We start from the raw sequence: 14,677 nt of genomic DNA on the forward strand, positions 1-14,677 counted from the left end.
GCGTTGTTCCATAAAACTGCCGGCTCGCACACCTACTGGTCCGTACTCTCGATGACGATGCAGCTTCCGCTTGCAAAAGAAACGATGCCTTCTGTTTCCAGCTCATTGCTGATGAAACGTGTTGAGCCAAACGGAATCACTTCATCGTCCACTTCGTACTTGAACTTTTCCAGTTTAAAGCCCCGGACTTCCTGGGCAAAAGGATAAAATGAGATATAGCGGTAATTCAGGTCTGGCTGGATCCGGTGAGTGCCGGGAGCCAAAAAACGGATGCGATTCTGCCGGTTGACCAGTACAAAGCTGGTATCCTGAAATTTTTCCTGGTATTTATAGATGGCATGAAGCGCGCTCATGTAATGGTCCAGACGGCCGCCGGTTACACCTGTCACAATGACGGTGTCTGGAGAAAACTCCATCGCTTTCTCCAGGGCCAGTTCTGTATCGGTTTCATCTTTTTCGGCTGCTGCCTGGTTCAATTTCGGAAAAAGCTTTTTAATCTTTGCCATTTCCGCTGCTGACACTGAATCGAAGTCACCAACCGCTGCTGCAGGCTGAATGCCCCGCTCAAGCAGTACAATGGTTCCGGCATCCACTCCAATATAGGAAGCAGAAGGCCATAAGGAAAAATCAGGAAGCTCCTTTACAGGGCCTCCGGCGTTCACTACGACAATCACACGATCGCCTCTTCTCCCGCTTGTTTGATTCCCTGCAAGGCTGCTGCACGGTCTTTTTGGCTATAGATGGCAGAGCCGGCGACAAAGACATTCGCTCCGGCTTTTGCGCACGGTACAATGGTTTCTTCATTGATGCCGCCGTCGATTTGGATTTCGATATCCAATCCTCGCTCACGAATTATCTGAGACAAGTGCTCAATTTTCGGAACGACAGAATGGATGAACTTCTGGCCGCCAAACCCTGGGTTCACAGTCATAAATAGGACCAAATCAATGTCTTCGAGTACGTGCTGGATCGTTTCAATCGGTGTATGCGGGTTCAAGACAACTCCCGGCTTAACGCCCAGTGAACGGATCAGCTGGATGGTGCGGTGAAGATGAGGAGCCGCTTCCACATGAACGGTAATATAATCCGCTCCGGCATTGGCGAAATCTTCGATATAACGATCAGGATTTTCAATCATCAAGTGAACGTCCAATGGAAGGTTTGTCAGAGGACGAAGCGCATCTACTACAACGGCGCCAAAAGAAATATTCGGCACAAAGTGGCCGTCCATTACATCAATATGGATCCAATCCGCTCCAGCTTGTTCCACTTCCAGAACTTCCTGGCCCAATTTCGAAAAATCTGCTGCTAATATGGATGGGGCGATTTTAATCATTTGTATACCTCGGCTTTCGGCTCATTATTTCTTCTAAAAACTTCAAGTAATGCTTATAACGGTATTCCGGTATTTCGTTGGCTTCTACAGCTGCCTTGATGGCGCATTTCGGCTCATTCAAATGAAGGCATTCCCTGAATTTGCAGCTGTTCGAACGTTCTGCCATTTCAGGGAAACACCCGGACAATTCCTCTTTTTCAATCGTGTCAAAGTCAAATGAACTGAAGCCTGGTGTATCTGCCAGTAAACCGTTGTTCACTTCAATTAGTTCAACGTGGCGGGTCGTGTGCTTGCCCCGGTTCAGCGCTTTGGAAATATCGTCCGTCTTAAGTTCCAACGCCGGCAGGATGGTATTGAGCATCGTTGATTTCCCTACACCGGACTGGCCAGCCAATACACTGATCTTCCCTTCCAATACAGGCATCAGGCGCTCTTGTAAACTGGGGTCTCCCTTAAAGGTCGGAATGACTTCATAGCCGATTTTTTCATAATCCGAGATGAAACTTTCCAGTTTTTCTTTTTCATTGTCTTTCAACAAATCCATTTTCGTCAGGCAAATCACCGGCTTGATGCCATGCTGCTCAATCGCCGTTAAAAAACGGTCCAGCAGCAAAGGATGGAAGTCCGGCTGTTTTGCAGAAAAAACAAGGATGGCCTGGTCGATATTTGAAATGGGCGGGCGCACTAATTCATTTTTCCGTTTGTGGACAACTGTGATGGTTCCTTCTAAGTCATTGTCAGCTTCATAGTCCACGAAATCTCCGACTAATGGCGATATTTGCCGGTTGCGGAATACTCCCCGGCCTCTGCACTGGATATAGCGTTCCCCATTTTCGTCCAGAACATAATAAAAACCGCTTAGCGCTTTTCTAATTTGACCTTTCGGCATGCTTGCTTTCACTCCTTTTCATTTAACATTACTCGACGCTGTCGTAGGCAATGGTTTCTTCCATAATCACCGTAGAGTCACGGATAATCCGGTATGTGGCGCTTCCGCCTTCGGCAATCTGCAATTCGATTTTGCGGGATTCGTCCCCTGTAATGGTGAATTCCTCGACCGGTTCAACCATCGTATTGCTTTGGTCCTGAATATAAATTTGCACCGTTTGCGGTGCCGCTTCTTCGCCTTCTGCCGCTGGTTCTGCCGGCTCATACGGAATTTCCACGGTGTGGATATACGTTTTGAGCGGCAGTGCTGCTTTGCCTGAAGACATAACCACTTCAATTGTGCTGCCCGCTTCCAGCTGTTGGTCTGCAGCCGGGTTCTGGCTCAACACAGTGCCTTCCGGCGCGTTTTCAGAAGCTTCTTCGCCGATGATGCGGATATTAAAGCCTGAAGATCTCGCATACTCATTTAAATCGTCTTCTGTATATCCGATTATATTCTCAACGGTGCGCATATCTTTTCCTTTGCTGACTACAAATTCAACATCCGTTTCCGAGACAATGACTTCCTCGCCGGCTCTTGGTTCCTGTTCGAGAATGGTTCCTTCCGGTTCATCGGAAAACTCTTCGACTTGTTCGACGGATTTGAAATTCTCGCCATCCAGCAATTCCATTGTCTGTTCGATGTCACGGCCAACATAATCAGCAAATTCCTTCGATTCTTTCCCGGTGCTGACAAACAATTGAATCGCTGATTCACGGTCGCGCATTTTGCCAGCTTCCGGAATGGTCCGGATCACATGGCCTTCTTCAATTTCTTCTGAAGGCCGCCGTTCCTCTTCCCCGATTACAAAGCCGACTGCCTGCAACTCTTCGACGGCCTCGTCGCGTTCCAATCCCGAAATGTCCGGAACAGCCACTTGCCTCGGGCCGAACATGTCAGGGAAAGCAAGTGCCGTTATCAAACCTGCGAGGATCAATAACCCGATAATCCCGGCAATCAGCGGCCCTTTTTTCTTCTTTTTCTTAGGCGGTTCAGGTGATGGTGCCGATTTGGCAGCAGCCGGTTTTAGTTCTTTCGTTTTTTCCATACTTTCATACGTTACCCGGTCTTTAATAATAGGCATCGCTTTTGTTTCATCCTGGTCAACCGGAACTGTGAACTTCGGTTCGTCCAAACGTTCTGGCAGCAGGGCTGTAGCGATATCTTCCTGCATTTCATCCGCCGACTGGTAGCGGTGCTGCGGATTTTTAGCTGTCGCCTTTAATACAATGTTTTCAAGGCTTTGCGGCAAGGAAGGGACTAATTTCTTTAAAGAAGGCGTTTCGGTCTGCAAATGCTTCAATGCAATCGATACGGCGGATTCGCCTGAAAACGGCAATTGCCCCGTCAACAATTCATACATGACGATGCCGAGTGAATAAATATCCGATTTCTTATTGGCGGTGCCTCCGCGCGCTTGTTCCGGAGACAAATAATGGACGGTGCCAAGAACGGAATTGGTTTGCGTATAGGAAGTTGCGCTGAGCGCCATCGCAATGCCAAAATCACTGATTTTCACATTGCCTTCCTGGTCCATTAAAATGTTCTGCGGTTTGATGTCCCGGTGGACAATCTGGTTTTGATGCGCATGAGCGAGCGCTGACGTCAATTGAGTCATAATCTTAACCGCTTCTTCAGGGCTCACCGGTGAGTGATCGATTATGTATTCTTTTAAAGTGCTGCCCGGTACATATTCCATCACCAGATAGTGGATGGACTCTTCTTCGCCGACATCGAATATATTAACGATATTCGGATGCGCCAGACTCGTCGTCGACAGTGCTTCCCGCTGAAAACGGCGCTGCAGTTCTTCTTCGTTTGAAAAATCATATCTCAAAATTTTAATGGCGATGTCGCGGTCGAGAATCATGTCATGTGCCAGATAGACATTCGACATTCCGCCGCCGCCAATCAATTCCAATATTTTATAACGGCCGTTTATACTTCTGCCGATCAACATGGCTATACCTCCTCAGCCTTTGAGGAAAGAAGGACAAAGGAAATATTGTCTTCTCCTCCCAGTTCATTCGCGAGTTTCACCATTTCTTCCCCTTTTTGGGAAAGCGGGATAGCAGAAAGTACGATTGATGCGATGTCTTTTTTCGATATTTTATTGCTTAAACCGTCCGAGCAGATCAACAAATAAGAAGAAGTCTCTAAGGAGAAATGAAGGATCTCCCCGTCAATTTCCGGATCGGTGCCAAGCGCTTTGACAATCCAGTTTTTCTTGGGATGGTCTTCCGCTTCTTCCTCACTGATTTCTCCGCTGTCCACCAGCACATTGACGTAGGAATGGTCGCGCGTCAATTGCTCGACTGCTCCGTTAATGACGTACGCCCGGCTGTCGCCGATATGGCACATCACGCAGTCGTCCTGGTCAATCAGTGCCGCTATCAGTGTTGTGCCCATCCCTTTGCAGTCCGGATGGTTCAGTGCGTATTCATAAACGAGGCGATTCACGTACTGGACATTGTGTGAAAGCCAGGCTTTTCGCTGGTCCACGGTCAATAAGGCTTCTGAACTTTCTTCCGTAAAGAGCCTGCCAAGTGTTGATACCGTCAATTCGCTTGCGATATCCCCTGCGTTATGTCCGCCCATGCCATCGGCTACGATAGCCAGCAAAAGCCCATTCGGCCGTCGAAGAACACCGACGCGGTCCTCGTTTATTTTGCGTTTTCTGCCAGTATCACTTTCCATGACGTACTGAAACAAATCCCGTTCCCCCGTTTCTTGACTGTTATTGCTTGGATTTTATCCCGTTTTAACGGGCAGTATGACTCCCACTTCTCCAAGCGTGAGGTCCACTGACCATAAAAGTCTGATTGCTTCAACTAATAATCAGTGGGGAATGAAAAACCCCACTGATTAAGTTTCACTTTATGCCGTTGCTTTTTTCCGGAAAGCCGAGATAAAGAATCCGTCGCCGCCGAAATCCTGCGGAAAAATCTGGACAAAGCCGGTGTTTTTAAGCCCAAGAGCTTCGGGCAAGGCCACTTCGATTTTTTCCATATCGGGATGGTCTTTCAAAAATTTCTCAGCTGTTCCCCGGTTTTCAATCGAGTCCACCGTACACGTGCTGTATACCATGATGCCATCCGTTTTTAATAACTGTGAAGCCTGATCAAGCAGCTCCAACTGGATTTCCTGGAGACGCGTAAAATCCGCTTCTTTTTTGGTGTATTTAATATCCGGTTTGCGCTTGATGACGCCAAGCCCGCTGCACGGTGCATCGACAAGGATGCGGTCGAATTTTTCGGTTCCAAAGCGTTCGACGCTTTTTTTGCCGTCGCCCACTTCGGTTTCAATGACCGTATGGCCAAGGCGCTTCGCCGTTTCATCAATCAGCTTAATTTTGTGCTGGTGGAGATCCATCGCGAACAATTGACCTGTGTTCTGCATTTTTTCTGCAATATGGGTCGTTTTGCCGCCTGGCGCTGCGCACATGTCCAGGACTTGCATATTCGGCGCTACCTGCAAGGCGTATGCCGGCAGCATCGAGCTTTCATCCTGAATCGTGATAAAGCCTTTTTCAAAAGTCGCCGTCTTGGCCGGCTGGCCGTTCGTGACAATGAGGCATTCCGGAACCAGTTCGCTTTGCACCGCTTCCAGCCCTTCCGATTCCAGCATTTCAATCACTTCTGCCGGTGTTGCCCGAACCGTGTTGACGCGTACCGTCTGCGGTGGGATTTTGTTGTTCTCCAACGCCATTTCGCGCGTCTTTTCCAATCCGAACTGTTCCGCCCATCGTTTGATCATCCAAAGCGGGTGGCTCGTTTCAATGGCAATCTTTTCATACGGATCGCTGATCGTGTTGAACGAACGGACGCCGCTGCGCTGAACGGACCGAAGAACTCCGTTGACCACAGAAGCTACACCACCGTGGCCGCGCCGTTTGGCGATTTCCACTGCTTCATGGACAACTGCATGGGCAGGGATCCGGTCCAAATAAACAATCTGGTACAACGACATGCGCAGCAATGTTTTTACCCACGGCTCGATTTTGCCTTTCAGGTATGGTTCCAAATAGTAATCGAGCGTCATTTGGTGCTGCAGCGTGCCGTAGGTGATTTCGGTCAGCAAGCCTTTGTTTTTATCCGCAATGCCGTGGCTTTGAATCGTCTGGTGCAGCAGCAAATTGCTGTATGCCTGCTTGTTCTCGACCGCCCACAGGATAGAAAAAGCAGCATCTCTTACGTTGCCTTGTAATTTTTTATTTTTCATTCGAATAAATCTCCTGCCTGGATTTTGGGTCCTTTTAAATAATCGGTGGCAGACATCCGCTTTTTGCCGGCCGGCTGCAATTCCGTAATGGCCAGAACGCCTTTGCCCGTCTGAACCAGAATGGCGTCATTCGCCAATTCCAGCACTTCGCCGGGCTTGCCGCTTTTTGTAGAATCCCGTTCTTCGGCCCACCAGATTTTCATGTTCTGTTCCTTGTACGTAGTGAACGCCACAGGCCACGGATGCAAGCCGCGTACCTGGTTGTAGATGGATTCAGCTGACAACGCCCAATCAATGCGTTCCTGTTCGCGGGAAATGTTGCGGGCATAAGTCACTTCCACTTCGTTCTGCGGAATGCGCTCATTGGTCCCGTTTATAATGGAAGGCAACGTTTCTTTCAGCAATTCCATACCGGCCACACTCAGTTTATCGAACATGATTCCCGTATGGTCGGTCTTGCCGATCGGCACCGTAACTTGGGAAATGATGTCCCCTGCATCGAGCCGGTCGACCATATACATGATCGTAACGCCCGTTTCGGTTTGCCCGTCCATAATCGCCTGGTGGATCGGCGCGCCTCCGCGGTAAGCAGGAAGAAGCGACGCATGGACATTGATCGCCCCGAGCTTCGGCGCCTCAAGCACTTCGCTTGGCAAAATCTGGCCAAAAGCGGCTGTCACAATCAAGTCCGGAGCCAAATCTAGGACATGCTGCAGTTCTTCGGGATTTTTCAGTTTTTCAGGCTGGTAGACCGGAAGGCCAAGGCGCAGCGCTTCTTCTTTTACCGGCGTCGGCGTCATCACTTTTTTGCGTCCGACAGGCCGGTCCGGCTGCGTGACCACGGAAACGACGTCATAGCCTTCTTCTACGAGCATGCGAAGAATGGGGGCCGAAAAAGCCGGCGTCCCCATGAAAACGATCTTGGTCAAACCGATTCCTCCTCTTCTATGGCAGCCGCTTCAGCAATCATGGCGTCCAGCTCTTCCTGAGTGACGTATTTCGAAATTTTGCTGGTGAACAAGATGCCATCCAAATGGTCCATCTCGTGCAAAATTGCGCGCGCTTCGTACCCTTCCGCTTCCAATTCATACCAAGAACCGTCCCGTTCCTGGGCTTTGATTTTGATGTGGTCCGGACGTTCCACTTCCCCGAAGATTCCCGGGAAACTCAAGCAGCCTTCTACATCCGTATCGAGGCCTTCAAAAAGCGCCAACTCCGGATTGACCATTTCAATCGGCTCCTGCCCTTCGCCAAAATCAACGATGGCAACGCGCTGGTCAACGCCGACTTGCGGAGCGGCAATTCCGACGCCATCATTGGCAATCATCGTTTCATGCATATCATCCAATAAGACAGCGAGCTTTTTATCGAATTTGGTCACTGTCAGGCATTTCTTTTCCAAAATTTCATTCGGGTGTTTCACAATATTGAGTATAGTCATTTGGGATCCTCTTTTCTTTACATCACGGATGTCGGATTCATATCAATCGACAGCGTCGCGCCTTTTTTCAGCCACTCGGAGCGGTAGATTTTGATCAGTTGCTGCAGGACATCCGCAAGTTTCGGTTCTTTTTTGTATTTTATCAAACATTGATAGCGATATCTATTGTTCACACGGGCAATGAGCGACGCCGATGGCCCGATAATAATCGTGCTGGCTGACAACTCGGACTGCAGGTAGCGGACAGACTGGTCCGCATAACCGGCAACGGTCATCAAGTCTTCGTGGGTAAACTGGATGTTCACGACGTAGTAATACGGCGGATAGCCGCTTGCTCTTCGCATCGCCATTTCCTGGTCATAAAACGGTTCATATAATTGGTCTTTTGCCAGCGTGATCGCGTAATGCTCCGGTGTATACGACTGGACATACACTTCACCCGGCAAAATGTCGCGCCCTGCCCGGCCGCTTACTTGCGTCAGCAGCTGGTAGGTCTTCTCTGCAGCCCGGAAATCCGGCAAATGCAAAGTCGTATCCGCCGATAATACACCGACTAAAGTAATGTTCGGGAAATCGAGCCCTTTGGCAATCATCTGGGTACCCAGCAGAATATCCGCTTTCCCATCGCCGAACGCCGACAGGATTTTTTCATGGGCGCCTTTGTTCCGGGTCGTATCCACATCCATCCGCAGTACGCGGGCTTCCGGGACCAATTTCGCCAATTCTTCTTCCACTTTTTGCGTGCCTGTCCCGAAAAATCGGATGTGTTCGCTTTCACATTCCGGACAGATATGCGGCACCGGTTCGTCATAGCCGCAATAATGGCATTTCATCAATTCGCTTGAGCGGTGGTACGTGAGTGAAATATCACAATTCGGACATTGCATGACCGTTCCGCAGTCGCGGCACAGGACAAACGAAGAATAGCCCCGTTTGTTAAGGAATAAAACCACTTGCTCTTTTCTCTCAAGCCGTTTACGAATTGCTTCGGCCAGCGGAATCGAGAACATCGAACGGTTGCCGTTTCGCAGTTCTTCGCGCATATCGATGATCTGGACATCCGGCAATGGCTGGTTTTTCGCCCGTTTTTCAAGAACCAGCAGCTCGTAGACGCCTTTTTGTGCGCGTGCATACGATTCCAGCGACGGCGTGGCGCTGCCAAGTATGACCGGGCAATTATGCTGTTCGCTGCGCCAAATAGCGACATCGCGTGCATGGTAGCGCGGAGAGTCGTCCTGCTTGTAGCTCGATTCGTGTTCTTCATCCAGAATGATCAATCCCAGGTTTTGGAACGGCGCAAAAATGGCGGATCGTGCCCCGACCACCACTTTCACTTCCGCGCGCTGGATTTTCCGCCACTCATCGTATTTCTCCCCTGCTGATAAGCCGCTGTGCAGCACCGCCACGAGATCGCCGAAGCGCTCTTTAAAACGCAGCGTCATTTGCGGCGTCAGGGAAATTTCCGGAACGAGCATAATGGCTTCTTTTCCTTCTTTCAGCACTTGATCGATTGTCTGAAGGTAAATCTCGGTTTTGCCGCTTCCTGTGATGCCGTGAAGCAGGAAGGTTTTAGGAGTGTTCAGCGACCGTTCGATGGCATCAAATGCCGTCTGCTGTGCTTCGGTAAGCTTGAGCGACTGTTTCTGTTCAATTGTCGCCTCCAGCATCGGATCGCGGTAAGATTCTTCATTATTTATGGTAGCCGCGCCTTTTTCAACCAACCCGTAGATTGTAGGCAGTGAAACGCCTGCTTCTTTTTGCAGCCGGGACGATTCAATGGCTTTTCCTGCATGATTTTTCATATACTCCATCAGCTTTACTTGCTGCTTGGCGTTGGAACGGATTTCAATGCTCTCCAGTTTCTCGAGGGAATCCGCAATATGGATCATGCGGACTTTTTTAACCGCCGTCTGCTGGGAAATATCCGTATCGGCAACGATAGTGCCCCGGTCTAATTCCTTTTTCAGCAAATCGTATACTTCAACTGCATCCTGCGAACGCACAAACGGACGCTTTTCAAAATATACCCGCAGCGGTTCAGCAATGTCTTCCAACGGGGCATTCAGCACAAAACGCTTTTCGTATTTTGCCCGGAGCGCCGAAGGAATCATCACTTGCAGCGCATCGATTTCAAAACAGACCGTCTGGATTTTCATCCATTTGGCCATTTCCAATAATTCATCATTCAATACAGGAACGACGTCCATCAATTCATGGATCGGTTTTAAGCGGGCCGGATCAAATTCGGACGTTTCTTTTATCGCGGTGATAAAGCCGAGCACTTTTCGGGGGCCGAATGGAACTTTTACGCGCATGCCAGGCTCCACCAGCACTTGCAGGTGAGGCGGGATGGCATAGTCAAAAGGCCGGTCAATGGGATGCGCAGCAACGTCGACAATGACTTCAGCGATCATGCAGATCTTCCTTTTCCATAATTAATTGAAGCACTTGGCGGGCCAGCTCCAATTTCGGCATCATATCGAATGACCGTTCAAAACCTTCTTTGCCGTAAACCGTCACGCGGTTCGTATCTGATTCAAATCCGGCCTGTGCTTCGCTGACGTCGTTGGCAATGATATAATCCGCGTTTTTCCGTTCCAATTTGTCTTTTGCGTAATGCCCCACATCATTGGTTTCCGCTGCAAAACCGATCAAAAGCTGATGGGTTTTGGTTTTTCCGAGATGCTGCAAAATATCGGTGGTGCGTTCCAGCTCGAGCGTGGAACCGCCTGCCTGTTTCTTCATTTTCTGATGATGGACATCAATCGGCCGGTAATCAGCCACGGCCGCTGTTTTGATGACAACATCCGTCGTTTCGTATTGTGCATCTACCGCATTCAGCATATCTTCCGCGCTTTCAACAAAAATCCGCTGAACCCCTTTTGGCACGGGAAGTGTGACCGGTCCACTGATGAGCACGGTCTCTGCTCCCATTTCAGCTGCAGCTTCTGCCATCGCGTAGCCCATTTTGCCGCTGGAAAAATTGGTTAAAAAGCGGACCGGATCAATCCGCTCGCGCGTCGGTCCTGCTGTTACGACCACTTTTTTCCCAGCCAGCAATTTCGGACGAGCAAAATAATCCGCTACCAGCGCAGTAATTTTCTCAGGCTCTTCCAGCCGTCCTTTGCCCACGTAGCCGCAGGCAAGAAACCCTTCAGACGGTTCAATGAAACGGATGCCGTCGTCATGCAGTTGTTGGATATTTCGTTTGACAGCCGGATGGTCGTACATATGCACGTTCATCGCAGGTGCCACCCATATCGGAGCAGTCGCTGCAAGCAGCGTCGTAGTCAGCATATCGTCTCCAATGCCGTTGGCCAATTTGCCGATGACATTGGCGGTTGCCGGCGCGACAATGATTAGATCCGCCCAGTCGGCAAGGTCGATATGCGCAATGACCGAAGAGTCTTTTTCATCGAATGTATCGTAATAAACATCGTTTCTGGACATGACTTGGAATGACAACGGCTGGACAAACTGCCGTGCGGACTCCGTCATGATGACTTTTACGGTTGCTCCAGCCTGAGACAGCTTGCTGACAAGCGCAACCGCTTTGTATACAGCAATTCCTCCGCTTACACACAATAAGATTTTACGATTCGCCAACAACGTAAACACCCTTTCTAAACAACAAACTCCCAAAGAACAAGTTTGCTCTGGGAGTCGTCTGTTGCGATTAATGGTTAAATTTCATCTTCATAAATTGCAAATTCATCTTGATGTTCCGGTTTCAATGCGCCGGCAGCAACTTCTTCAAGCGCTTTTCCGACCGATTTGGCTGAAACATATTTGTCCAGCTTCTCGTCGCTGTGTTCGTGCAATTGACGGGCACGCTTCGATGCAAGAGCAACTAGTGAATACTTTGAATTGACCTGGCTTTTTAACTTATCAACGGATGGATATAACATTATACATTCTCCTTTAGCATATCAAAATATCTTTTTTCTACTCGTTCCCGTTTGCAGTGTTCAGCAATAATGATGGCATTGATGCGCTCGCATGCGTGTTCCACCAAATCGTTTTCCACGACATAATCGTACAAATTCATCATTTCAAGCTCCTGCCTTGCAGCCTGGAGGCGGGAAGCAATGACAGCGTCCGATTCTGTGCCGCGGCCGACCAGCCGTTCTTCCAATTCCGATAAACTTGGCGGCGCCAGGAAGATGAACAAGCCGTCCGGAACTTTCGCACGCACTTGCGCCGCTCCCTGGACTTCAATTTCAAGGAAAACGTCACGCCCGGCATCGCGCATTTTATTGACGTATTCAAGTGGTGTGCCGTAGTAATTCCCGACAAACTCCGCCCATTCGAGCAGTTGGTCCTGTTCGATCAATTCTTCAAATTCGCTGCGCGTCTTGAAGAAGTAATCCACTTCATCCACTTCGCCTTCACGGGGAGACCGCGTCGTCATGGAAATGGAGTATTCATAGTTTGTATTTGGCTGCGAGAACAGCGCTTTTCTTACAGTGCCTTTGCCGACACCCGAAGGCCCTGATAATACGATCAGCAGTCCGCGTTGTTTTCTCATCTTATCCCTCATTCATCTCGTCGTCATTTTCTTCCGCACGGGCAATCACTGTTTCAGCAGATACCGCGGAAATCACCACATGGTCGCTGTCCATGATAAAAATGGACTTGGTCTTTTTTCCTCCAGTGGCATCAATCAACAGGCCTTTCCCCCGTGCTTCTTGGACCAGCCGTTTCGACGGTGCAGAATCCGGCGTCACGATTGAAACAATCCGGCTTACCGAAACGGCATTGCCGCCACCAAGAGAGATAAATTTCACCGATTTCTTCAAATCCATCACCGCCATTGTTGCTGATCTTTGTTCTTCGTTTTCTTTCTAACTGTCTTATTATATCATAATACACCGGGAAAATGATAAGATGGAACAAAACGATTTGAAAGAGGGATTTTTAATGGCATTTGATGGATTATTTACAAAAGCGATGACGCGTGAGCTTCAACAGCTCGTGTCAGGCAGAATTTCAAAAGTTCATCAGCCCAATCAGCTAGAACTGTTGCTGCAAATTCGTGCACAAGGAAAAAACCATAAATTATTGATTTCCATCCACCCGTCTTATTCACGCATCCATTTGACGGCGATGGCCAACGTCAATCCATCGGAACCGCCGATGTTTTGCATGCTGCTCCGCAAACATATTGAAGGCGGCGTGATCACCGATGTCATCCAGCACGAAATGGATCGGCTGATCATCTTGAAAATTCGCGGCAAAAATGAAATCGGCGACGATATTGAACGCGAACTGCATGTGGAAATCATGGGCCGCCATTCGAACATCATCCTCGTGGATTCTGAACGTAATATGATCCTCGACAGCCTGAAACATTTGCCGCCGAGCGTCAATTCGTTCCGGACGGTGCTCCCCGGACAGCCTTACGTCTTCCCGCCTTCACAGGAAAAGAAAGACCCCTTTGCAGCGCCTGGCGAACTGGCAGGGTTAACGGAAAAAGAATTGGTTAGCACTTTTGCCGGCTTTTCACCGCTGAATGCGCGTGAACTCCACCACCGAATGGCACAAGGAGAAAATCGCCAAGAAATCGCTGAGCAGTTCCTGGCTGACTTTTCAAAAGAGCAGCCGACGGGCCATTACATTGAACTTGATGGCAAAAGTTCGTTCTCGGCTACACCGTTGACGCATATCGGCGAAGCTGAAATGATTTTCCCGACGCTCGGCGAATTGCTGGACCGCATGTACTATGCCAAAGCGGAACGCGACCGCGTCAAGCAGCAAGCCGGCGACCTGGAGCGCTGGCTGCAAAACGAAATCGCCAAACTGAAACTGAAGCTGAAAAAATTGAAAAAAGAGCAGGACCAGGCAGAAAAACGGGACCAGCTGCAATTGAACGGCGAACTGATCATGGCGAACATCCACCGCATTACAAAGGGCACGAAAGAAATCGAAGTCGACAATTATTACAACGATGAAAAAGTAACGATTGCCCTCGACCCGCGGAAAACGCCGATTGAGAACTCGCAGAAATATTATTCCCGCTACCAGAAAGCGAAAACAGCTTTAGTCAAAACACAGGAGCAGATCGAAAAAACCGAAGAAGACATTGCGTATTTTGAAACACTTATGCAGCAGGTCCAGCAAGCGGGCCTCTCCGACATCGAAGAAATCCGCGAAGAGCTGGCGGAACAAGGCTTCATGAAAGCCCAGAAATCGAAGAAAAAGAAAAAACCGACCAAACCGTCTGTTGAACCGTATGTGTCAAGCACCGGTGTACCGATTTCAGTCGGCAAAAACAACAAACAAAACGATTATGTGACGTTTAAAGTCGCTTCGAAATCCGACACATGGCTGCACACAAAAGACATTCCCGGCTCCCACGTCATTATCCATTCCAGCGATCCGGACGAAACAACGATTATGGAAGCCGCGACGATTGCGGCCTACTTCAGCAAAGCGCGCGAATCAAGTTCCGTGCCGGTCGACTATACAGAAGTCCGCCAAGTGAAAAAACCGAACGGCGCCAAACCCGGTTTCGTCATCTACTTTGAACAAAAAACGGTGTTTGTTACACCGGATGAAGACTTGGTCATCAAATTAAAGAAATAAAATTTTAAGGGGAAGCCAAAAGCTTCCCTGTTTTTATTTGCACTGCTCTGTTGGGGGTAAAAGGAGTCCTGTTCTTTTTTAGAAGGAGAAGACAAATCGGAAAATTCATCTGCACCCAAATTTGTTTACATAATAAAATTATTTATAGATTAAAAGAAGATTGCTT

Annotated in this window: 14 protein-coding genes; 1 reads left to right on the forward strand and 13 read right to left on the reverse strand. The window is 49.0% G+C overall.

All coding sequences use genetic code 11. The features are described from left to right. Positions 1 to 32 precede the first annotated feature (32 nt). From HU147_RS03445 to HU147_RS03505, 13 genes are all read right to left on the reverse strand, one after another. Entirely contained in the window at positions 33 to 674 is a 642-nt protein-coding gene (locus HU147_RS03445) for a thiamine diphosphokinase (protein WP_224074923.1), read from the reverse strand. Next, on the reverse strand, positions 671 to 1,336 hold the full coding sequence (rpe, locus tag HU147_RS03450; protein WP_224074924.1) for a ribulose-phosphate 3-epimerase: 666 nt from the start codon (positions 1,334 to 1,336) through the stop codon (positions 671 to 673). Before rpe ends, HU147_RS03445 begins: the two co-directional genes overlap by 4 nt. Continuing rightward, entirely contained in the window at positions 1,329 to 2,225 is an 897-nt protein-coding gene (rsgA, locus tag HU147_RS03455) for a ribosome small subunit-dependent GTPase A (RefSeq protein WP_224074925.1), read from the reverse strand. Before rsgA ends, rpe begins: the two co-directional genes overlap by 8 nt. Positions 2,226 to 2,253: 28 nt before the next feature. Beyond that, positions 2,254 to 4,224 carry a Stk1 family PASTA domain-containing Ser/Thr kinase gene (pknB, locus tag HU147_RS03460; protein ID WP_224074926.1) on the reverse strand — a complete coding sequence of 657 codons (1,971 nt, stop codon included), beginning with the start codon at positions 4,222 to 4,224 and terminating at the stop codon, positions 2,254 to 2,256. 2 nt (positions 4,225 to 4,226) lie between these two features. Continuing rightward, on the reverse strand, positions 4,227 to 4,976 hold the full coding sequence (locus HU147_RS03465) for a Stp1/IreP family PP2C-type Ser/Thr phosphatase (RefSeq protein ID WP_224074927.1): 750 nt from the start codon (positions 4,974 to 4,976) through the stop codon (positions 4,227 to 4,229). Between the two features lie 165 nt (positions 4,977 to 5,141). Then, the gene (rsmB, locus tag HU147_RS03470; protein WP_224074928.1) at positions 5,142 to 6,485 is read right to left on the reverse strand and encodes a 16S rRNA (cytosine(967)-C(5))-methyltransferase RsmB; all 1,344 of its coding nucleotides are present in this window, start codon (positions 6,483 to 6,485) and stop codon (positions 5,142 to 5,144) included. Next, positions 6,482 to 7,414 (reverse strand): methionyl-tRNA formyltransferase, encoded by a 933-nt coding sequence (gene fmt / locus HU147_RS03475; protein WP_224074929.1) that lies wholly within the window; start codon positions 7,412 to 7,414, stop codon positions 6,482 to 6,484. The genes rsmB and fmt overlap by 4 nt, the downstream gene beginning before the upstream one ends. Next, positions 7,411 to 7,926, reverse strand: a complete 516-nt coding sequence (gene def, locus HU147_RS03480; RefSeq protein WP_224074930.1) for a peptide deformylase — start codon at positions 7,924 to 7,926, stop codon at positions 7,411 to 7,413. The genes fmt and def overlap by 4 nt, the downstream gene beginning before the upstream one ends. Before the next feature lie 17 nt (positions 7,927 to 7,943). Then, positions 7,944 to 10,340 carry a primosomal protein N' gene (priA, locus tag HU147_RS03485; RefSeq protein ID WP_224074931.1) on the reverse strand — a complete coding sequence of 799 codons (2,397 nt, stop codon included), beginning with the start codon at positions 10,338 to 10,340 and terminating at the stop codon, positions 7,944 to 7,946. Then, a complete protein-coding gene (gene coaBC, locus HU147_RS03490) occupies positions 10,330 to 11,535 on the reverse strand; it encodes a bifunctional phosphopantothenoylcysteine decarboxylase/phosphopantothenate--cysteine ligase CoaBC (RefSeq protein WP_224074932.1) in 1,206 nt (401 codons plus the stop codon). Before coaBC ends, priA begins: the two co-directional genes overlap by 11 nt. Before the next feature lie 74 nt (positions 11,536 to 11,609). Further along, entirely contained in the window at positions 11,610 to 11,834 is a 225-nt protein-coding gene (rpoZ, locus tag HU147_RS03495; protein WP_224074933.1) for a DNA-directed RNA polymerase subunit omega, read from the reverse strand. Continuing rightward, positions 11,834 to 12,454: a guanylate kinase gene (gene gmk / locus HU147_RS03500; protein ID WP_224074934.1), complete on the reverse strand. Its 621-nt coding sequence runs from the start codon at positions 12,452 to 12,454 to the stop codon at positions 11,834 to 11,836. The genes rpoZ and gmk overlap by 1 nt, the downstream gene beginning before the upstream one ends. Before the next feature lies 1 nt (position 12,455). Beyond that, entirely contained in the window at positions 12,456 to 12,740 is a 285-nt protein-coding gene (locus HU147_RS03505; RefSeq protein WP_224074935.1) for an extracellular matrix/biofilm biosynthesis regulator RemA family protein, read from the reverse strand. A 106-nt stretch (positions 12,741 to 12,846) separates the two neighbouring features. Here HU147_RS03505 and HU147_RS03510 point away from each other — a divergent pair, with 106 nt between their 5' ends. Continuing rightward, entirely contained in the window at positions 12,847 to 14,511 is a 1,665-nt protein-coding gene (locus HU147_RS03510; protein ID WP_224075285.1) for an Rqc2 family fibronectin-binding protein, read from the forward strand. Positions 14,512 to 14,677: the final 166 nt, after the last annotated feature.

The sequence above is a fragment of the Planococcus chinensis genome (assembly GCF_020071995.1).
Taxonomy (GTDB): Bacteria; Bacillota; Bacilli; order Bacillales_A; family Planococcaceae; genus Planococcus; species Planococcus chinensis_A.

What these genes read in the sequence shown, in the direction of transcription:
- rpe (WP_224074924.1), bottom strand. Translation starts at nt 1,336, where the DNA reads ATGATTAAAATCGCCCCATCCATATTAGCAGCAGATTTTTCGAAATTG.
- def (WP_224074930.1), bottom strand. Translation starts at nt 7,926, where the DNA reads ATGACTATACTCAATATTGTGAAACACCCGAATGAAATTTTGGAAAAG.
- rsgA (WP_224074925.1), bottom strand. Translation starts at nt 2,225, where the DNA reads ATGCCGAAAGGTCAAATTAGAAAAGCGCTAAGCGGTTTTTATTATGTT.
- priA (WP_224074931.1), bottom strand. Translation starts at nt 10,340, where the DNA reads ATGATCGCTGAAGTCATTGTCGACGTTGCTGCGCATCCCATTGACCGG.
- rpoZ (WP_224074933.1), bottom strand. Translation starts at nt 11,834, where the DNA reads ATGTTATATCCATCCGTTGATAAGTTAAAAAGCCAGGTCAATTCAAAG.
- gmk (WP_224074934.1), bottom strand. Translation starts at nt 12,454, where the DNA reads ATGAGAAAACAACGCGGACTGCTGATCGTATTATCAGGGCCTTCGGGT.
- rsmB (WP_224074928.1), bottom strand. Translation starts at nt 6,485, where the DNA reads ATGAAAAATAAAAAATTACAAGGCAACGTAAGAGATGCTGCTTTTTCT.
- HU147_RS03510 (WP_224075285.1), top strand. Translation starts at nt 12,847, where the DNA reads ATGGCATTTGATGGATTATTTACAAAAGCGATGACGCGTGAGCTTCAA.
- pknB (WP_224074926.1), bottom strand. Translation starts at nt 4,224, where the DNA reads ATGTTGATCGGCAGAAGTATAAACGGCCGTTATAAAATATTGGAATTG.
- HU147_RS03505 (WP_224074935.1), bottom strand. Translation starts at nt 12,740, where the DNA reads ATGGCGGTGATGGATTTGAAGAAATCGGTGAAATTTATCTCTCTTGGT.